Source organism: Cryptosporangium arvum DSM 44712, assembly GCF_000585375.1.
In the GTDB taxonomy this organism is placed as follows: domain Bacteria; phylum Actinomycetota; class Actinomycetes; order Mycobacteriales; family Cryptosporangiaceae; genus Cryptosporangium; species Cryptosporangium arvum.
This window is the reverse complement of the sequence record NZ_KK073874.1, coordinates 7,042,854-7,062,408: the sequence shown is the minus strand read 5'-3', so window position 1 is coordinate 7,062,408 and position 19,555 is coordinate 7,042,854. Positions and strand designations below refer to the sequence as shown.

At 71.3% G+C, this 19,555-nt stretch carries 13 protein-coding genes; 7 read left to right on the top strand and 6 right to left on the bottom strand.

What is annotated here, in order from left to right; translation table 11 throughout:
• Nucleotides 1-46: 46 nt before the first annotated feature.
• On the bottom strand, nucleotides 47-541 hold the full coding sequence (locus CRYAR_RS32290; protein WP_063725797.1) for a YflT domain-containing protein: 495 nt from the start codon (nucleotides 539-541) through the stop codon (nucleotides 47-49).
• 106 nt (nucleotides 542-647) lie between these two features.
• On the opposite strand from CRYAR_RS32290, the gene CRYAR_RS32285 reads away from it, so the two are divergent.
• Nucleotides 648-2,039 (top strand): alpha/beta hydrolase, encoded by a 1,392-nt coding sequence (locus CRYAR_RS32285; protein WP_035857013.1) that lies wholly within the window; start codon nucleotides 648-650, stop codon nucleotides 2,037-2,039.
• 72 nt (nucleotides 2,040-2,111) lie between these two features.
• Here the strand turns inward: CRYAR_RS32285 and CRYAR_RS32280 are convergent, their stop codons facing one another.
• Nucleotides 2,112-3,365, bottom strand: coding sequence for a polysaccharide biosynthesis protein (locus CRYAR_RS32280; protein WP_051571230.1), 1,254 nt, complete (start codon nucleotides 3,363-3,365; stop codon nucleotides 2,112-2,114).
• Nucleotides 3,366-3,445: 80 nt separating this feature from the next.
• Between CRYAR_RS32280 and CRYAR_RS32275 the strand changes: the two genes are divergently transcribed.
• Nucleotides 3,446-5,317 carry an MmpA family trehalose lipid delivery protein gene (locus CRYAR_RS32275; RefSeq protein ID WP_051571229.1) on the top strand — a complete coding sequence of 624 codons (1,872 nt, stop codon included), beginning with the start codon at nucleotides 3,446-3,448 and terminating at the stop codon, nucleotides 5,315-5,317.
• Between the two features lie 110 nt (nucleotides 5,318-5,427).
• A complete protein-coding gene (locus CRYAR_RS47675; protein ID WP_157018254.1) occupies nucleotides 5,428-5,577 on the top strand; it encodes a DUF2613 family protein in 150 nt (49 codons plus the stop codon).
• A 245-nt stretch (nucleotides 5,578-5,822) separates the two neighbouring features.
• On the opposite strand, the gene CRYAR_RS32270 is transcribed toward CRYAR_RS47675, so the two are convergent.
• Nucleotides 5,823-6,941, bottom strand: coding sequence for a glycosyltransferase (locus tag CRYAR_RS32270; protein ID WP_157018252.1), 1,119 nt, complete (start codon nucleotides 6,939-6,941; stop codon nucleotides 5,823-5,825).
• Between the two features lie 160 nt (nucleotides 6,942-7,101).
• On the opposite strand from CRYAR_RS32270, the gene CRYAR_RS32265 reads away from it, so the two are divergent.
• Nucleotides 7,102-7,806: a methyltransferase domain-containing protein gene (locus CRYAR_RS32265; protein WP_035868524.1), complete on the top strand. Its 705-nt coding sequence runs from the start codon at nucleotides 7,102-7,104 to the stop codon at nucleotides 7,804-7,806.
• Nucleotides 7,803-12,128, top strand: coding sequence for an alpha-(1->3)-arabinofuranosyltransferase (locus CRYAR_RS32260; protein ID WP_051571228.1), 4,326 nt, complete (start codon nucleotides 7,803-7,805; stop codon nucleotides 12,126-12,128). Before CRYAR_RS32265 ends, CRYAR_RS32260 begins: the two co-directional genes overlap by 4 nt.
• Nucleotides 12,129-12,179: 51 nt before the next feature.
• Here the strand turns inward: CRYAR_RS32260 and CRYAR_RS32255 are convergent, their stop codons facing one another.
• Both CRYAR_RS32255 and CRYAR_RS32250 read right to left on the bottom strand, forming a co-directional pair.
• Entirely contained in the window at nucleotides 12,180-13,727 is a 1,548-nt protein-coding gene (locus tag CRYAR_RS32255; RefSeq protein ID WP_051571227.1) for an acyltransferase family protein, read from the bottom strand.
• Nucleotides 13,724-15,628, bottom strand: a complete 1,905-nt coding sequence (locus tag CRYAR_RS32250; protein WP_035857011.1) for a hypothetical protein — start codon at nucleotides 15,626-15,628, stop codon at nucleotides 13,724-13,726. Before CRYAR_RS32250 ends, CRYAR_RS32255 begins: the two co-directional genes overlap by 4 nt.
• A 157-nt stretch (nucleotides 15,629-15,785) precedes the next feature.
• Between CRYAR_RS32250 and pgfA the strand changes: the two genes are divergently transcribed.
• A complete protein-coding gene (gene pgfA / locus CRYAR_RS32245; RefSeq protein ID WP_035857010.1) occupies nucleotides 15,786-16,754 on the top strand; it encodes a cell envelope lipid trafficking protein PgfA in 969 nt (322 codons plus the stop codon).
• A 64-nt stretch (nucleotides 16,755-16,818) separates the two neighbouring features.
• On the opposite strand, the gene CRYAR_RS32240 is transcribed toward pgfA, so the two are convergent.
• On the bottom strand, nucleotides 16,819-17,676 hold the full coding sequence (locus tag CRYAR_RS32240) for a class I SAM-dependent methyltransferase (protein WP_051571226.1): 858 nt from the start codon (nucleotides 17,674-17,676) through the stop codon (nucleotides 16,819-16,821).
• 352 nt (nucleotides 17,677-18,028) lie between these two features.
• On the opposite strand from CRYAR_RS32240, the gene rpsA reads away from it, so the two are divergent.
• Complete coding sequence (rpsA, locus tag CRYAR_RS32235) at nucleotides 18,029-19,537, top strand: 30S ribosomal protein S1 (protein ID WP_035857009.1); 1,509 nt, start codon at nucleotides 18,029-18,031, stop codon at nucleotides 19,535-19,537.
• Nucleotides 19,538-19,555: the final 18 nt, after the last annotated feature.

Genomic DNA, 19,555 nt, shown 5'->3' with positions numbered 1-19,555 from the left:
CAGCGCCGCCCTGGGCGGGCTCCAGGTTCAAGCCAATTGCGAAGGCCTACTGCAGGCCTTCTAGGAGGCGCTGGGCGTCGCTCAGGTGGGCGCTGCTCACCAGCACGTCGTAGCGGCCCGCGGCCAGGGAGCTGCGTGACGCGAAGTCGCGCTGGCCGCCGGTCAGCGAGTGGGCGACCAGGCCGAAGATCGCGCCCCACACCGCTCCGATCGCGACCGCGGTGAGGATCAGCGCGATCCACGAGCCGAAGCTGTCGTCGCTGAACAGGCCGAGCAGCAGGCCGAAGAACAGACCGAACCAGGCGCCGGACCCGGCACCGGCCGCGGCCGCCTTGCCGAACGTCATCCGGCCGATCACCTGCTCGACGAGCCGCAGGTCGCTGCCGATGATCGTCGTGTGCTCGACGGGGAACTTCTGATCGGAGAGGTAGTCCACCGCACGCTGCGCGGACAGGTAGTCGCCGTAGCTGGCGAGCAGGGTCCGGTCGACGTCGTTCGCGCTGACGGGTGGGCCGGCGGCCGGCCCGACGGGGATGGTCATCGTGTGCTCCCGGACGGATTCTTCGGCGCGGTGAGCACCGCGCCTCACCAGCCCAGTACCCCGCGATCCGGCACTGAACCGTGCAGGCCGTGCGACACTCACGCGCATGTCCTTACTCGCGCGTAAGGTGGTGGCCTCGGGCCTCGCGCTGGTGCTCGCGGTGGCCGGTTGCGCCGGCCGGGACGGCGCCGCGCCACCGTCGTTCCGCAGTTGCGACGAGGTCGCCTGCACCGGCGAGCTCAACGGCGTGAAGTACCAGATCCGCCTGCCCCAGGTCTGGAACGGCACCCTGCTCCTCTACGCGCACGAGTTCCGCGCCGCGGGCCCGTTCCCGCCCGCGTTCGCGCGTCCCCGCACGGACGCGCCCGTGGCCGGCGACGGCAGGACCGTGAACGCACTGCTCGAGGCCGGCTACGCCCTGGCCGGTACCACACGCGACGCCGGCGGGTACGCGCTCCGCGAAGGGGTCGAGGCCGGCCGGAACCTCTACTGGTTCTTCCACGAGACCGTCGGTGTCCCCGAGCGCACGTACGTGTGGGGCGAGTCGCTGGGCGGTGTCGTCAGCGAACTGCTGGCCGAGCAGGAGGACTGGGTGGACGGTGCGCTCCCGATGTGCGCCGCGTTGGCCGGTACGAACGCGAACTTCGACCTCGCGCTCGACGTCGCCTTCGCGTTCAAGACCTTGCTGTACCCGGAGATGAAGCTGACCGGCTACCGCAGCGACGCCGAGGCCAGGGCGGTGTGGACGCAGGTGCGTCGGCGTGCGACGGCCGCGCTGTCCGGCGGCCCCGACCAGGTGGGGCGCCTGATGCTGGTGAGCGCGCTGGGCAACCAGACCTGGAAGTCGCGTGATCACGACGACGCGACGATCGGGTCGCGCAACGACGCCGGACTGGACGTCCTGTTCGAGGTCATGGGGTACGCCACGATCGTCCGGTACGACCTGGAGCAGCGGGTGTTCGGCAACCCGTCGTCGAACACGGGAGCGCGCTACGACGAGCGGGTCTCCGCCACGGAGAGACAGGACATGGAGTTCGTCGACCCGGGTGGGTTGACCCGCCACCTCGCCGAGCTGGCCCGCGCTCCCCGGGTCACCGCGGACGCGGCCGCGCGCCGACGCGCCGATCTGCTCGGCGACCCCACCGGGGCGCTGCGCGTGCCGACGCTCACCCTGCACACCGGATACGACGCGGCGGCGATCGTGGCGAACGAGACCGTGTTCGCGAATCGCGCGCTGCGATCGACCGGGCGCACCGGTGATCTGATGCAGCTCTCGACGACGCCGCCGGCGAGGTACACCGGGTCGGGGGCGCCGTACGGGGCCGGGCACTGCAACTTCACGGCCGACGAGCGGGTCGGTGCGGTGACGAGCCTCAATCGCTGGGTGCGTACCGGGGCGCGACCGTCGCTCACCGAGGTGGCGATCGCGCTGCGCGGGACGTCGAAAGGCTCGGGTTTCGACCCGCTGTTCGCTCCGGGCCCGTGGCCCTCCGGCTAGCTTCCGGCACTACGACGAGTTCTCGGGCCCACGACAGCCCGCATAGGCCCGGAAACCCGGCGTAGCCCGAGCTCAGCCTGCGCTCACGCCGGCGGCCGGTACGGGGACGCGGGGAGTCGCGTTCGTGCGGGAGCGGGTGAGGAGAAGCGCGACCACGACGCTGCCGGCCGCGGTGAGCAGCGCGACCGTGGCGGTGTGGGTCAGCGAGTACGGCCGCCATGCGAGCACCCCCAGCGCCTCGACCAGCGCGGCTGCCCAGAGCGGCGCCGCCACCCAGCGCGAACCGGCGGCGATCCGGGCGGTCAGGAACAGGTTCACCAGCGCCCACCCGGCTCCGGCCGCCGCGAACAGCCACGCCTCGTCGGCCAGCCCGGCGTAGTCGCCCTTGCCGGCCACGCGTACCGCCAGATCGCCGGCGAACACCGTCGCCAGCACCCCGATCAGCCCGGTCGTGCCCACGACCAGCGCACCGACCACCAGCGCCCGCCGCTGACCCTGCGCCAGCCGGGGGAGCGCCACCACCGCTACCACCTGCGGCGCCCAGTACGCGGCGTTCGACAGGATCGCGCCGACCGCGTACTCGCCGCTGACGTCGGCGGGCAGCACCGCTCGTGCCAGCAGCAGGTCGGCGTTGACGAGCGCGAGCATGGCCAGCATCGCGCTGCACGCCCCGAGCACCTCGACGATCCGCGGCGCGCCCGCCCCGGCCGCGTGCCGCACCGGGCGCGACAACGCGTAGGCCGCGACCAGCGCCAGCGCCCCGCCGATCGCGACCCCGAGCAGCGTCCAGAACGCGTCGCGGCCGATCAGCAGACCGATCAGCCCACCGCCGGAGCGGCCGAACGCTGCCACCGCGGTCACCACGGCGAGCCGTCCGAACCGCTCGGAGCCCTGCAGCAGCCCCATGTGGATGCCGATCGCGTTGAGCGGTCCCACCGCCGCCGCCAGCGCCACGGCCGGCCAGATGCTCGGCAGGTGGAGCACGGCGACGAGCAGCGGCGACGCCAGCAGCAACACCGCCGAGGACGCGAGCGAGAGACGCACCCCGATCGTCACCAGGCGTTCGGGGTCGCTGTTGCCCCTCGCGGTGCGGACCGCGGCGACGGTCTGGGTGCCGACCTGGAGGACCGACGACACGGTGAGCAGCGCGATCAGCGCACCGAGCGCGCCGTTCTCGTCGGTGTCGAGGAGCCAGTTGCCGCCGAGCCGGAGGCCGTACGCGAGGACGTTCGCCGCCATCGCGGCGACCGCGACGAGAGTGGCTCCGGCTGCGAACCGGGCCGCGGTGGTGGGCCCGGAGACGCCGGTCGGCTGCGGCTCGGACATGTGCTCCCTCGCACTCGATACGGTGAAGGGGCTCAGCCTAGCTACTCATGGGTAGCTTCGGTTCGGAATCGGGAGGGTGCGTGCGCCGACGCCGTGCTGCGGCCGAGCACGGGCTCGCGGTCGCTCTCGCACTGCTGGTGCTCGCGCCGGTGCTGTGGCCGGGTTACGTGCTGAGCTACGACATGGTGGCCACCCCCCGGGTGCCGTTCACCGCGGCGACGCTCGGCTGGGGCGACGGTCTGCCGCGCGCGGTGCCGCAGGACGCGGTGCTCGCGGTGCTCACCACGGTGGTGCCCGGGTCGGTGGTGCAGCTGGTCGCGTTGGTCGCGGTGGTCTGGCTCGCCGTGGTCGGGGCGGCGCGTCTGGTGCCGAGCGACCGGCTGGTCGTCCGCTTGGTGGCGGGCGCGTTCTACGGCTGGAACGCGTTCGTCGCCGAACGCCTGCTGATCGGCCATTGGGGGCTGCTCCTCGCGTACGCCGCGCTCCCGTGGATCGTGTCCGCCGCCCACCGCGTGCGCTCCGGAGGTGGGAGCGCGGGCACGGTCGCCGCACTGGGTCGCGGGGCGCCGCTCCTGGCGTGGTGTGCGCTCGCGGCGCTCACGCCCACCGGCGGGATCATCGCCGCGGTCACCGCGTCCGCGGTGCTCCTCTGGCCCGCACCACGCCCGGCCGACGCCCAGCGCCACCCGTCACCCACCGCACCCGGCTCCGCTCCGGCCGGTCCGCCCGCCGCATCCGATCCGGCCCCTCCCGATCGGGGCGTGGAGCCAGGGCCGGGGTGGGAGGCGGAGCTCGGAGCGGGTGTGGGCCGGGGGCAGCGCGTCGTCCTGGCGCTGGCGGTGATCGCGCTGAACGCGCCCTGGGTGCTGGCCGGGGCGGTGGCGCGGGTGAGCGCGGTGTCCGATCCCGACGGCGTCGCGGCCTTCGCGGCCCGGGCGGAGAACTGGTCGGGCCCGTTCGGCGCGGTGCTCGGCCTCGGCGGCATCTGGAACGCCGAGGTGGTCCCGACCAGCCGAACCCTCCCCGCCGCACCCCTCTTCACCCTGATCGTTCTCGTCGTCGCCTGGCTCGGTCTCCGCCCCCTCCTCCGCAGCAGCCCGATCCGGACCGCGGCCCTGGCGACCGTCGCCGTCGGGGGGATCGTGGTCGCGCTCCTGGGAGTGGTCCCCGGCGGCGACCGTCTCCTCGGCGCCCTCGTCGCCCACCTCCCCGGCGCCGGCCTCCTCCGCGACGGGCAGAAGTTCCTCGCCCCGTTCGCTCTCCTGACCACGCTCGCCTTCGCGCTCGGGATCGAGCGGATCGCCGACGCCCTCCGCATCCGGGGAGCACGCGGAGCCGCGGTCGCGGTCGGGGTCGCGGCCCTCCTGTTCCCGATCGCCGCGCTCCCCGACCTGGCCTGGGGCGGTGCCGGCCGACTCGCCTCCACGCAGTACCCGGAGGACTGGGAGGACGTCGCCGCGAAGATCGCCGCCGACCCCCACGGCGAGCTCGCGGTGCTGCCGTTCGTCACCTTCCGCGCCTTCACCTGGAACGACGAGCGCACCGTGCTGGACCCGGCGCCGCGCTACTTCCCGGTCGACGTGGTCACCGAGGACACGCTGATCGTCGCCGGGGTCACGATCAGCGGGGAGAGTCCCCGGGCGGCGGCGGTGCGCGGCGCGCTGGCCGACGGGCGGTCGCTCACCAGCGTCGGCATCCGGTGGGTGGTGGTGGAGCGCCACACTCCGGGGCCGGTGCCGGCGAGCGCCCTGGCCGGCTACCAGGCGTTCTGGAAAGGCCGGGACCTCGCGCTCTACCGCGCGGGTCCAGCCACGGCGTCGTCGGGGGATCCTGAAACGGCCCGGGTGGTAACGGTTGTGTTCGGATACACGGTTCCCATTGGCATTTTGCTCGGCGCCTTGGCATCATGGGCGCTCACCCGGTCGCGGAGGCACGTCGAACGATCTGAGTAAGAGCACAGATCTGTTTTCCGGAATCGCGCGAGGGTATTCACGACAAGACTTCCCTTACCAAGCTACTGCTTGGTAACGTCATCCCCGCTTCGTACGTGGAGGGAGCCCCCATGAGCTCGTTTCTCTCGATCGTCGTCGCCGCCGTCATCGGCGTCGTGCTGGCGGTGGCGACCACTATCGGGATCGTGAGTGTCAGCAAGCAGTCGCCCGAGAACACGCCGGCGGTGAGTAAGCCGCTGGTCCAGTACGGGCACCGCTGAGTTCCCGCCGCCGTTCGCGGGGCGGCGGCCGATCAGTGTCGAAGGTCGGCGTGGCCGGAGTCGGATCGACTACGGCCACGCCGACCTTTGTCATTTACGCTGGTCAATATGTCGCATTTAAGCGCACCATCAATTCCGCGTGAACGCTTTTGCGAGCCGCATGACAAATACGCTGCGCCAATTCGGGGAACACGGTTGGTACCGCGCGGTCCCAACCCGGAGCGCGCGGTACGAAAGTGGCGTATTCAGCCCGTGACGTCGTCCACCAGGGCCGCAAATCGCTTGCCGGTCTCGTCCCAGGTGAAACGCCCGGCGTGAGCCCGCGCGGCCTCGCCCATCGCGCTGCGTAACTCGTCGTCCCGGACGAGACGGGCGCAGTGCCGGAGGAACTCGTCCTCGTCGTCGGCCAGGAAGCCGGTCTCACCGTCGACGACCGACTCGGCGACGCCGCCGGCCGTGCGGAACGCGACGGCGGGCGTGCCGTGCGCGGCCGCCTCGATGACCGACAAGCCCCAGCCTTCCTTCAACGACGGCACCAGCATGGCCCACGCCGACGCCAGCAGCTGCTGCTTCTCGTCCTCGTCGACGAACCCGGCGAACCGCACGCGATCGCTGATGCCCAGCCGGGAGGCTTCGTCACGCAGCGGGTCGAGCCACCAGCCCTGGCCGGCCACGACCAGCCGGATGTCCGGGTGGTCGGCCGCGAGGCGCTGCACGGTCCGTAACGCCACCTCGACCCGCTTGTGCGGTACCAGGCGACCCAGGACCAGGAGCGTCGGCACCGCCGCGCGGGACGTGGACAGATACCGCGGCGGCGGTGTGCCGTTGTGGATGATCGTGATCCGCTCGGCGTCGACCCCGAGCTCGGTCAGCTCGTCGCGCGTGGACTCCGAGACCGCGATGTAGCGGCAGCCGCGGTGGACGCGGGGGGACAGCCAGGACTCGACCCACCAGCCGAACCGGGCGGCGACCGGACCGAGCACGACCCGCCACTGCTCCCGGTGGACGTGGTGCACGAGCAGAACGACGGGCGTCCGGGCGTAGAGACGGGACAGGAACGGCAGCCCGTTCTGGACGTCGATCACGACGCCGGGACGACCCAGCCGCCCGCGCACGTACTCCCAAGCGGCCCGGGCGTACACCGTGTGGCGCCCGCCGCGGCGCACGATCCGCACGCCCGAATCGGTGGTCTCCTCCGGCGCCCCGTGCGCGTGCGCCGCGCACAACATCGTGACGGAATGACCCCTCCGGGCCAGCGCCGCGGCGACCTGCTCCGCGTACAACTCGGAGCCACCGCCCTCGGGATTACGTAAATCCCGCCAGTTCAAGATGAGTACGGCGGGTAGAGCAGCGGTTTCCACCACGCATCTCCCTACCAATCAGTAACCTTGCCGCGACACCGTACGACACTTGGCCCGTCCGGAGGGACGAATCGCGTTGATCGACGTTTCAGGGAGCTCGACCGGCACCGCCGCCGACGGGCGCCAGCTGATCGTGCCGCCGCCCGGAACGCTCCGTCGCTCGATCGCGCTGTTCCGCGCGTTCCGCGTCGAGCAGACCGATCCCGACCTCTTCTACGGGATGCTCGCGGCTGATTCGGCCAGACAGGTCGCCGGCTACGCGGAGCTGGCCGGGAAGACCGTGCTGGACGTCGGTGGTGGCCCCGGCTACTTCGCGGACGCGTTCCGCAAGGCCGGTGCGAACTACGTGGGGATCGACGCCGACCTGGGAGAACTCGCGGCGCGCACCGAGCCGGGACCGGGCACGGTGCTCGGCAGCGGCATGGCGTTGCCGATCCGCAGCGGCTCGATCGACGTCTGCTACTCGTCCAATGTGCTCGAGCACGTCGACCGGCCCGAGCTGATGGCCGACGAGATGGTGCGGGTGACCAAGCCCGGCGGCACCGTCTTCCTGTCGTACATGCTGTGGTGGGGCCCGCACGGCGGCCACGAGACGTCGCCCTGGCATTACCTGGGCGGGGACTACGCCGCACGCCGTTACGCCCGAAAACAGGGTCATCAGCCCAAGAACGTCTTCGGTGAGAGCCTCTTCCGAATTACCGCGGGCCGGATGATCCGCTGGGCCAAGGAGGGTCGCTCAGCGGGTAGGTTCGACCTCCTCGACGTCGTTCCGCGCTACCACCCCGACGGAGCCAAGTGGGTGGTTCGCGTACCTGGTGTGCGGGAGCTCGTGACGTGGAACCTCGTTCTCGTGCTGAGGGTTCGGTGACCGCCACCGCGGTCACCGGTCCTGACGACACGTCCGACGAACACACCGTGGATCGCCCGGGGCCGGGGCGCACCACGCAGACGACGCCGACCGTCCGCCGCGTGCGGTTGATCGGCGTCGCACTGGCTCTGGTGGTGCTGGCTTTCCTGCAGAAGCCGGGCGAGATCGCCGCGGACACCAAGCTCGACCTCGTCGTCGACCCGCTGGCGTTCCTCGGCCGCGCGCTCGGGCTCTGGGATCCGACCGGCTACGCCGGTCAGCTGCAGAACCAGGCGTACGGCTACGTCTTCCCGATGGGGTCGTTCTTCGCGCTCGGCGACATCCTGCACATCGACGCCTGGATGGTGCAGCGCCTCTGGTTCGCCGCGCTGCTCGTGGGCGCGTGGGGCGGCACCTACCGGCTGCTGAACGCGCTGCGCATCGGCACGCCGACGGTCCGCGTGATCGCCGCGCTCACCTACGCGCTGGCGCCGCGGATGCTCACCGAGCTGGGCGGCATCTCGGCCGAGGTGATCCCGTTCGCGGTCGCGCCGTGGGTGCTCACGCCGCTGGTGCTCGGCGCCCGGCGAGGCTCGCCCCGGCGGGCGGCCGCGGCCTCCGGCGTCGCGTTCCTGTTCGCCGGTGGTGTCAACGCGGCCGCCGCGATCGCGATCCTGCCGCTCCCGGCCTGGTGGCTGCTGACCCGCGCGAAAGGCAAGCGCAAGAACCAGCTCATCCGCTGGTGGGTGCTGGCGATCGGGCTGGCGTCGCTCTGGTGGGTCGTGCCGCTGCTCGTGCTCGGCCGCTACAGCCCGCCGTTCCTCGACTGGATCGAGTCGAGCGCGTTCACGACGTCGGCCACCAGCCTGATCGAGTCGTGGCGGGGCACCACGCAGTGGGTCGCGCGCATCGCCGGTCCGGACGGCCCCGAGTGGACCGCGGGCTGGGTGCTGCTCACCGCGCCGGCCGCGATCATCGCCACCGTGCTGGTGGCGGCGGTCGGGCTGGTCGGCGCCGTGCAGCGCAGCAACCCGCACCGCCTGTTCCTCGGCGGTGGCCTGGTCATCGGCCTCGCGCTCATCACGTTCGGCCACACCGGGCCGCTGGCCCCGCCGTGGGCGCCGTTCGCCCAGGACCTGCTGGACGGGCCACTCAGCCCGTTCCGCAACATCCACAAGTTCGACCCGGTGATCCGGCTGATGCTCAGCCTGGGGCTGGCGCACCTGCTGGCCGCGATCCGGCCGCTGCGCGGCATCCAGTGGCGCGACCTCCCGGTCGCGGCGCTCGTCCGGATCGCGGTGGCCGCGATGTTGCTGGTCAGCGCCGTGCCCGCGGTCAGCGGCGACCTGGTCAACCGGTCCCGGCCCACCGAGTACCCGACGTACTGGGCCGACACCGCCGACTGGCTCGCCGAGAACGCGGGGGAGAGCCGAGGGCTCGTCGTTCCCGGCGCGCCGTTCGGCCTCTACTACTGGGGACGCACCAACGACGACGTCCTCCAGCCGCTGGCCAAGAGCGGCTGGCTGGTCCGCGACGGCGTGCCGCTGAGCTCGGCCGGCAACATCCGGCTGCTCGACGCGTTCGACCAGCTGCTCGCCGACGGCCAGCCGTCCGCGGGCCTGGCCACCGCGCTCGCCGGCGCCGGCATCGGCTACGTGGTCGTCCGCAACGACCTGGACTGGCGCCGCGGGCGCGCCACCCGGCCCGAACTCGTGCACGAGGCGCTCGACGGTTCCCCCGGCCTGGAGCGGGTCAAGGCGTTCGGGCCCGAGCTGACGGTGGCCGGCGACCTGGTCGACCGCAAGCTCTACGACCCCAAGGTGGCCGCGTACCGCGCGGTCGAGATCTACCGGGTCACCGGCGTACCGGCGACGGTACGCAGCGTGCCGCTGGAGAACGTCCTGCGGATGGCCGGCGGCCCGGAGGCCACGCTCTCGCTGGCCGAACAGGGCCTCCAGGTCGGTCGGCCCTCGGTGCTGGCCGGCGACGACCGGCTGCTCGGCGACGGGGTCGGCACGCCGGTCGTCACCGACACGCTCCGTCGCCGCGAGGTCAACTTCGGCGAGGTCAGGCACAACGTCTCGGCGACGATGACCGAGGACGAACCGTTCATCGCCGACCGGTCCGCGCACGACTACCTCAACAGCGACGACCCCTCGCTGCTCACCGTGGCCCGCTACAGCGGGGTGTCGGGGTTCCGGGCGTCGTCCTCCGGGTCCGACGTCGACGCGGCGGTCTCGCACGACGCGGCCCACGCGCCCTGGTTCGCGGTCGACGGTGACCCGCGCAGCAGCTGGGCGACCGGTTCGCCCGGAGCGGTCGGTCAGTGGCTCGAACTGCGCTTCGACCACGACGTCGATCTGACGTCGATCACCGTGCAGTTCGACGCCGCGCTGAAGCTGGGACCGATGCCGACGCGGCTGGAGGTCACCACCGACGCGGGGAGCCGCCCGGTGGACGTGCGCCCCACCGGCGACCCGCAGCGCATCGACGTCCCGGCCGGGACGACCAGCCGGCTGCGCCTGACCGTCCGGGACGTCGACGGTGACCCGGCGAAGGCCGGTGGCGTGGCGATCTCCGAGATCACGGTGCCGGGCATCCGGCCCACCCGAACCCTGGTGACCCCGCCGGTGACCGGTACCAACCCGGCCATCGTCGTCTTCCGCGCGGCCACCAGCGGCCACGGCGACTGCCTGACGTTCGACGAGCGCCCGGTGTGCCTGCCAGGGCTGTCCACTCCGGCCGAGGAGCCGACCGGTCTCGACCGGACGTTCACGCTGCCGGCCAAGGCCGACTACGCGGTGACGATCGCCGGCCAGCCGATCTCCGGCGACGCGCTCGACGCGCTGCTCGCGCCGGAGGAGGACGACGCGGCGATCGCGTCCAGCGAGGACACCGGGTACAACGACCCGAGGACCCGCCCCCAGGCGGTGTTCGACGGCGATCCGGACACGGTCTGGATCGCCGCGCCCGGCGTCCAGGCGCCGAAGCTCACGGTGACGCTGCCCGAGCGCCGCCGGATCACCGGGCTGACGCTGCGGCTCGACGGCACCGCGACCGCCGCGCCGCCACGCACGCTCCAGGTGACGAGCGACACCGGGCAGACCCAGTTCGGCACCGTGGTGCCGAACGGCGTCACCGGCTCCGTGCGCTTCGCCAAGCCGCTGACCGGCCGGGAGTTCGAGGTCACGGTCGTCGAGACGGCCCCGGTGGCGACGACGAACGCGGCCAACGGCTTCCAGGAGCTGCTGCCACCGGGCATCGCCGAGCTGCAGCTGGTCGGGGCCGAGGACACGGTGAAATCGGTGCCGGCCGACACGGTCGTCGACCTGCCCTGCGGCAAGGGGCCGACACTGCGCATCGACGGCCGCACGGTGCCGACCCGGGTCGTCGGGCCGGCCACCGGAACCCGCGCCGACACCCAGCTCGAGGGCGCGGCCAAGCAGCGGCCGCTGACCGTCGGCGACCTGCTGGAGGAGCGGCCGGTCAAGATCGAGCCGTGCGCGGACGACGGCCGACCGGGCGCCGATCTCGAGCTGAGCGCCGGTGAACACCGTCTGCAGCTGGTCGGCACCGACAACCTCCGTCCGGTGTCGGTGATGATGGCGCCGCTCGGAGCCACCGGTATCCGCTCCGCCCAGCGCACCGCCGACGTCCGCGACTGGGGATCGACCTCGCGCAGCGTCGACCTCGGCCCGTCCGACCGGCCCAGCGTGCTCGTCGTGCCGGAGAACTACAACGAGGGGTGGGTCGCGAAGCTCACCGGGCAGAAGCTGGTCCCGATCCGGGTCGACGGCTGGCAGCAGGCGTGGATCGTCCCGGCCGGTGACGGCGGCACGGTCACGCTCAGCTACCGGCCGAAGTGGATCTACTGGGGCGGCCTGCTCGCCGGGCTGCTGGCGGTGATCGCGCTGCTCGCGCTCGCCCGGTGGGGCCGGCCGCTCGGCCGGACGACGCCGGCGACCGCCGAAGCCGGCTCGCCAGAGGCGTTGGAGCCGGTCGGGGCCGGGCGGACACCGCTCGCCCGGCGGCTGCCGCTGTTCCTGCCCGCGGTGATCGGCGGAATGCCCGGCCTGATCGGCACGGCCGTGCTCTGGCTCGTCGTGCGCAAGCTGCGCCGGGGCCGCGCGCTGGTGCGGTGGCTGCCACTGGTGGGCGGCACTGCGCTGGTGGCGGCCGGGATCGCGAGCGCGTACCGCCCGTTCGCCGGCGAGCACGAGCCGTGGGCCGACTCGTGGCCGGTGCAGGCCCTCTGCCTGGCGGCGGTCGTGATCGTGGCCGTCGTCGCGGTGCATCCCACGTCGGCCGAGGACGCCCCGGAGAAGCTCACCGGCGACGAATAGGTGGCCTACGACAGGTTTCCGGGCTCATGCGGCGGGCGGTAGGGCCGGGGGTCAGTCGGCCGGACGCCGCTGAGCGGGCGGGACGGAGTGGGAGGAAGCCGGCGATCCGTGCGGGATCGTCGGCCACTCGATCGGCGGCGGGGGCAGCGCGGACGGCGGGGGCAGCTGGGGGATCGGTTCGGTGGTGCGCTCCTCGGCCGCGGGCTCCGGCACCCAGGGGCCGAGCTGAACCGGCTGGTCGTAGTCCCACCACGCAGCCGGCTCCGGCTCCGCGACCGAGGCCCGCTCCGCGACCGGCTCGGGGGCCGCGGCCGTGGTCGGCGGCGCGACGGGAGTCAGCGGCGCGGGCGGGGCCGGCGGCACGGGCGGGGCGTCGGGTGCCGGGACGGCCGCCTCGGTGGCCTGGATGTCGGCCGCGCCCCGCCGGGTACGGCGCCGGACGTAGGCCTGCGCGGGCCGCTCCAGCACCCGGTAGCTGATCGCCGCGACGACGATCGCGGCCAGCACCGTGAGCGGGAACAGCGTGCTGAAGCCGCCGCGGAACAACTCGAGGTTCAGCGCGTCCACGAGCGTGAACATCAGCACGAGGTGGAACAGGAAGACGCCGTAGCTGATCTCCCCGAGCCACCGCACCCGCTTGTCGGTGAGCACCGCGCGCAGCGGGTGGGTGCGGGTACCGGCCGGGGCCGGGGACACCAGGGGTAAGAGCATGAAGAACGCGGTGGCGCCGTAGAGCAGGTGCTTGGCCAGCCACTGCGACGTCGTCGCCGCTTCCAGCGTGTACGGTCCGGCGACCGGCGTCATCGAGAGCGCGAACAGGATGCCGGCGATGATCCAGCAGGTGCCGGGCGCGGTCGCCAGGTCCTCGGCCAGCGTGCGCAGGCGCGGCCACGCGTCGACCGACGCGGCGGCCGGGAGGCAGGCCAGCACCATGCCGAGCGCGAACCAGTCCAGGTAGGCCGGCAGCCACTGCAGCGCCAGCTGGTCACGCATCGCCGGGATCTGGTGGATGACCAGGCCCCACAGCGGGCCGATCGCGAACAGCACCGCGAGCGCGATCGTCTGCCGCCGCATGATCCGCCGCGGCCGCCTGCCCTTGAGCGAGACCGCCGCGATCAGCGGCAGCGCCAGATAGAAGGACATCTCGACGGTGAGGCTCCAGATGTGCGTGAGCGCCTGGTGCGGGTTGTCACCGAAGTAGATGTGGGTGAGCGTCGCGTACTCGATCCAGTCGGTCCACGTCGTCTTCTGCACGGTGAAGCCGACGTCGTGCTCCCACGGCCGGATCAGCATCGTCAGCACGAGCAGGGCCCAGTAGGCCGGGAAGATCCGGGCGAACCGCCGCCACAGGAACGCCTTGCTCTCCGGCCGCGGACGCAGGTCGAGCGCGGCCTCCACGAACGGCCGGTAGAGCAGGAAGCCCGACAGCAGGAAGAACAGCGTCACGCCGAAGTCGAGCCGGGCCAGGAACGGGGCCCAGAACCCTTCGACCGCGCGACCGGTCTGGAAACCGACGTGCGTGCCGACGACCGCGAACGCGGCCAGGGCGCGGACGCCGTCCAGGACGTCGAGGTGGCCACCGGCCTTCGGGGTGCTCATGACATCGGCTCCGGGTGCCCGGCCTTCGCGGCCAGACAGATCGAGGCGTCGGGGTCGGTGGTGGAGACCGTGACGCGGTCGTACGCCTTGCCCGGCGTGCCGAGCAGCACCGAGGAGTACTTGCCCGCGGTCAGCGTCGGCGTGGCGAACCGGCGCGGCGCGAACGTGCGGTCCCCGTCGGCCAGCCGGATCGACACCGTGGACGGTAACCGCGACAGGTAGTCCAACCGGACGAACGAGTCCGGACGAGTAATGCGTTTGCTCAACGTCACGGTCACCGACCCGACCCCGCGTAACGGATGCGCGCAGAACACGCCTGGCTGATCAGCACTGGTGGCCTCCTCCACGAGACGGGCCCGGAGCAGGTGGCCTCCCTGGTCGAACATGTACAGCGGTCGTGATGCATCGTCCCATCGGACGGCGTTCGGTAAACCCCGTTCGATCGGCCGGAAGATATCGGAGACCCGGCGGTTGACCTGTAACAGCGTCGCGACGGCCGGCGGCGCCGTGTTGTCGTAGATCGCGATCTGACGATCCGCAGCGTTCGTCCGCAGATCGTGGATCCCGGTCGTGAGGTAGTCCCGGATCGGGTTCTCCACCCAGCGGTCCTCGAACCCGCGGACGGTGACGCCGTAACTGACCGCGTAGACGAGCAGGACGGCGACCAGGCCGAGGCTGACCGTTCTGGTCGCGGGCTCCTCGTCGCCCGGGAAGAGGCCGGAGCGGCCCCGCTCGGCCACCGCCGCCGGGTCGGGCACCACGAGCAGCAGGACGGCCGCGAGCACCAGCGGGATCGTCAGCTCGGAGAGGTAGTGGAAGTTGCGGGCCAGGATCACGCCGACGTACTCGAAGCGGCCGGCGGCCAGCAGCACCGCGGTGCCGAGCAGGACCGTGAACGGCAGCAGCCAGGCCCGCAGCGCGCGGTAACCGTTCCGGCGCACGGCCACCGCGCTGAGCACGATCGCGGTCAGCTGTCCGGCGACGGTCGTGATCGGGCCGGGATGCGCCGCGCTGTAGTAGATGATCTCGGCCGAGTACCAGTTCCACGGCCCCCCGAACAGCGAGGGGGCGAGCGAGTGCATCCACGCGTCCCAGAAGACGTTCCAGATGTCGCCCACCTTCGGCGACGATCCGGACTTCGCGTAGTCGCCGAGGACGAAGAACGCGAAGAACACGACGACCGGCGTCGCGTACGCCACCCAGGCCGCCCAGGAACGGCCCACCGCGCGGAACCGGGCCTTCACGCCGCCGGAGCTCAGGTAGAGCAGCGTCAGCAGCGGGGCGAGCCCGACGCTCAGCACGGCCTTCTCCCAGAACACCAGCGCGAGCAGGACGCCGAGCGCACCGAAGACGGCGTAGCGCAGCTCGCGGGTGGCCTCGTAGCGCACGTGCATGACCAGCAGCAGCAGGATGCCGATGTGCGTCGGCAGCAGGTTGACGCCGCTGGAGAGCGAGAGCAGCGACGGCACCAGCAGCGGCGAGAACGCGTAGAGCCCGAGCCCGAGCAGCGCCGCCTTTCCCGGGCCCAGCAGCTGCGCCAGCAGGTAGGCCATCAGCCCGGTGGCCACCGCCTGGGCCAGCAGCCGCACCACCACCGTCGTCGTGTTGTCGTACGGGGCCAGGTGGGCGCTCAGCCAGTAGAACGTCCGCAGGCCCGGCGTCAGGTGGTCGTTGAGGGCGAGCGTGACGTAGTCCCAGCCGAAGGGGTGCTTCGCGGCCTCGGCGCTCATGTCCAGGTCGTCGAGGTAGAAGTAGCCGCTCAGCGCCAGCGCGCCGATCACCACGCCCTGCAGCGCGATGATCGCCCCGACGGCGAGCGTCCACGGCCGTAACCCGCGTTTCCCGCCGGCCCCTGACCCCGGGCGCTTGCGCGCCGGAGCCGTCGGCGAGTACGTCGTCATGTCCTCACACACCGTCCTGGAGCTGCGGAGATGGCACCGGAAAACTGCCTCGAGGGAACCATGCGATTGCGCCCACGGGGAGTTTACTCACTGGTAACCTCTGCGGGATCGCTCGGGGAAAACAGCGTTGAAGTGCAGGTCTCCTGGGAGGAACCTCATGCGTCGCACCGTGGGTGCCGTGGTTTTGGCACTCGGAAGCTTCTTGGTGGTCGCAGCGATTCTGCTGCCCACCTACGTGGCCGGGAATTTGGTGAAAACCCCGCTCGACCAGTACACGGTCAGCGTGGCCACGTCCGACAACGCAACCGTATTCGACGTTGCTTCTCTCACCGTGCAGGAGAACGTTCCGGTCGAGGCGACCCGTACGGTTCGCGCCGATCCGGAGAAGAGCACCGACGACGTGGTCGTGTTCGATGCGTTCCTCGTCGTCCAGGACTCGCGGGACGACAAGCAGATCACGTTCACGAGTGACCGGGTGGGGCTCGACCGGCGTACCGCGGAGGCCCAGCCCGGCTTCGACGCGGCGGTGGACGACGAGCCCACCGACCACGAGGGCCTGATCTACAAGTGGCCGTTCGGTGCGGAGAAGAAGTCGTACGACTACTTCGACACCACGACCAAGAAGACCTACGAGGCCAAGTACGTGACCAGCGAGGACGTCGACGGCCTCGAGACGTACAAGTACGAGATGCAGATCCCGGCCACCAAGATCGGCCAGCTCGAGGTGCCGGGTGAGCTGGTGGGCAGCACCGAGCCCGCGGTCACCGCGGACCGGTACTACAGCAACACCCGCACGGTGTGGGTGGAGCCGAAGACCGGCATCATCCTCAAGGGCCAGGAAAAGCAGTCGCAGACGCTGCGTGACGCGGCCGGCGCCGACAAGGTGACGCTGTTCGCCGCGACGCTCACGTTCGACGACCAGACCGTCAACGAGGCCGTGAACCTGGCCAAGGATTCGATCTCGCAGATCACTTTGGTGAGCTCGGTGGCGCCGATCGTGGTCGGTGTGCTCGGCGTGATCCTGATCGTCGTCGGGCTTTTCCTGGTGTTGCGCAGGGGCGGAAAGACGGAATCGTCGTTTCGGTCCACCAAGTCGTCGGACACCCGGACCCCGGTGAAGTCGTAGTCCGTTAGGTACGGGTTCGTACCGCGTAATAGTGCCGCCCCCCGACCGGGGGCGGCACTATTCGCTATTCAGCCCGGCGACAGACGTAAATCGCGGTGCCGGGCACCAGCGCGCCGCGCAGCGGGCTCCACTGGCCCCAGACCTCCTGGTGGTCGTCCGGCCACTCCGGCTCGACCAGGTCGGCCAGTTCGAACCCGGCCGCGACCAGCTCCCGGATCCGGTCGCCGAGCGTCCGGTGGTGCTCGACGTAGGTGATCCGGCCGTCGTCGTCGAACTCGGCGTACGGCGTCCGGTCGAAGTACGAGTGGTAGACGGTCAGCCCTTCCGGCCCCGGGTCGTCGGGGAACGCCCACCGCAGCGGGTGCGTGGTGGCGAAGACCCACGCGCCGCCGGGTCGCAGCACCCGGTGCACCTCACGCATCACCGCGCCGGAGTCGGCGACGAACGGCACCGCGCCGAACGCCGAGCAGGCGATGTCGAAGCTGGCGTCCGGGAACGGCAGCGCGGTGGCGTCGGCCAGGACCAGCGGCACCGACACCCCGGACCGGGCGTTCGCTTCGGCCGCGTGGCGCAGCATGCCGGCGGAGAGGTCGAGGGCCACCGGCCGCGCGCCTCGCGTCAGCAGCCAGCGGGAGCAGGACGCCGCGCCGCAGCCCACCTCGAGCACGTCCCGGCCGGCCACCGGACCCAGCAGGCCGGCCCCTTCCTCGGTGAGCCCTTCCGGGCACCAGCGGAACCGCACGTCGCCGAGGAAGTCCCCGTGCGCGGCCTGGTAGTCGTCGGCGTCCGCGTCCCACCAGAGCCGGCTCGCCGACCGGCTCTCCGCCGGCCCGACCGTGCGGTGCGTGATGCCGGTGGTGCCGAGCGCCTGGACGGCGGTGAACTTCTCGGGGCCGTCGTCCGTCTCCGTTGTGTTCTGCACGCTCCCAGTGTGATCGACGCATCGCGTCGGTTGCGCGGCCCCCTGATACCCGGAATTCCGGTTACGGGAGGCGGAATAGCACCGCCGGATCGGCTGTTGGCCAGCATGCGAAGGTGCACCGCACCTCGCGTTGGACCTTAAGCCCGCCTGCACGGTAGGCTTGAGAACGCGTTATGGGCTGACCGTGCCTCAGTAGGGAGCAGGCTCGCAGCCGTATGCGTGATCGGGTCTGAGTGCGCCCGAGTCGCGCCCGATTGGCACCGGGGTGTGGCTGGAGTGTTTCGACCCGCGTACGCGGCGGGCCCTTGACGCGCGGCACGACCCATTGTCCCAATCCGGAGCAACCGCCCACATGACGAGCAGCACCGAGGCCCAGCCGACCACCCCGCAGGTAGCGGTCAACGACATCGGTTCGGAAGAGGCCTTCCTCGCCGCTATCGACGAGACCATCAAGTACTTCAACGACGGCGACATCGTCGAGGGCACGATCGTCAAGGTCGACCGCGACGAGGTTCTGCTCGACATCGGCTACAAGACCGAGGGCGTCATTCCCTCGCGCGAGTTGTCGATCAAGCATGACGTCGATCCGGCCGAGGTCGTCTCCGTGGGTGACCACGTCGAGGCACTAGTCCTCCAGAAGGAGGACAAAGAAGGCCGACTGATCCTCTCCAAGAAGCGCGCTCAGTACGAGCGGGCCTGGGGCACGATCGAGAAGATCAAGGACGAGGACGGCGTCGTCACCGGCACCGTCATCGAGGTCGTCAAGGGTGGTCTCATCCTCGACATCGGCCTCCGCGGCTTCCTCCCCGCCTCGCTGGTGGAGATGCGTCGCGTCCGCGATCTGCAGCCGTACGTCGGCCGCGAGCTCGAGGCGAAGATCATCGAGCTCGACAAGAACCGCAACAACGTGGTTCTCTCCCGCCGCCAGTGGCTGGAGCAGACCCAGTCCGAGGTCCGCAGCGAGTTCCTCAACAAGCTGCAGAAGGGCCAGGTCCGCAAGGGCGTCGTTTCGTCGATCGTCAACTTCGGTGCCTTCGTCGACCTGGGCGGCGTCGACGGTCTGGTCCACGTTTCCGAGCTCTCCTGGAAGCACATCGACCACCCGTCCGAGGTCGTCGAGGTCGGCCAGGAGGTCGAGGTCGAGGTTCTCGACGTCGACCTGGACCGCGAGCGCGTTTCGCTGTCGCTGAAGGCCACCCAGGAAGACCCGTGGCGTCAGTTCGCCCGCACGCACCAGATCGGCCAGGTCGTCCCCGGCCGGGTCACCAAGCTGGTGCCGTTCGGTGCGTTCGTCCGCGTGGACGAGGGCATCGAGGGTCTGGTCCACATCTCCGAGCTGGCCGAGCGCCACGTGGAGATCCCGGAGCAGGTCGTCAACGTCGGCGACGAGATCATGGTCAAGGTCATCGACATCGACCTCGAGCGTCGCCGGATCTCGCTGTCGCTGAAGCAGGCCAACGAAGGGGCCATCGACCCCGACTCGTTCGACCCGACTCAGTACGGCATGGCGGCCACGTACGACGAGCAGGGCAACTACGTCTACCCGGAGGGCTTCGACCCGGAGACGAACGACTGGCTCGAGGGCTACGAGAAGCAGCGTGAGGAGTGGGAGCGCCAGTACTCCGAGGCGCAGACCCGCTTCGAGGCCCACCAGAAGCAGATCACCGAGGCCCGCGCGGCCGAGGCGAACGCTGCCGAGGAGACCTCGTACTCGTCCGACTCCGGCGCCGCAGCCAGCGGCAGCTCGAGCAGCAGCAGCTCGAGCAGCAGCAGCCGCGACGACTCGGCCGCGACGGGAACGCTCGCGACCGACGAGGCGCTGGCCGCGCTCCGCGAGAAGCTCGCGGGCGGCCGTAGCTAAGTCCCAGCAGTGATCGAG

Coding starts and splice junctions, on each gene's coding strand:
- rpsA (WP_035857009.1), top strand. CDS start 18,029: ATGACGAGCAGCACCGAGGCCCAGCCGACCACCCCGCAGGTAGCGGTC.
- pgfA (WP_035857010.1), top strand. CDS start 15,786: ATGCGTCGCACCGTGGGTGCCGTGGTTTTGGCACTCGGAAGCTTCTTG.
- CRYAR_RS32255 (WP_051571227.1), bottom strand. CDS start 13,727: ATGAGCACCCCGAAGGCCGGTGGCCACCTCGACGTCCTGGACGGCGTC.
- CRYAR_RS47675 (WP_157018254.1), top strand. CDS start 5,428: ATGAGCTCGTTTCTCTCGATCGTCGTCGCCGCCGTCATCGGCGTCGTG.
- CRYAR_RS32280 (WP_051571230.1), bottom strand. CDS start 3,365: ATGTCCGAGCCGCAGCCGACCGGCGTCTCCGGGCCCACCACCGCGGCC.
- CRYAR_RS32285 (WP_035857013.1), top strand. CDS start 648: ATGTCCTTACTCGCGCGTAAGGTGGTGGCCTCGGGCCTCGCGCTGGTG.
- CRYAR_RS32250 (WP_035857011.1), bottom strand. CDS start 15,628: ATGACGACGTACTCGCCGACGGCTCCGGCGCGCAAGCGCCCGGGGTCA.
- CRYAR_RS32290 (WP_063725797.1), bottom strand. CDS start 541: ATGACCATCCCCGTCGGGCCGGCCGCCGGCCCACCCGTCAGCGCGAAC.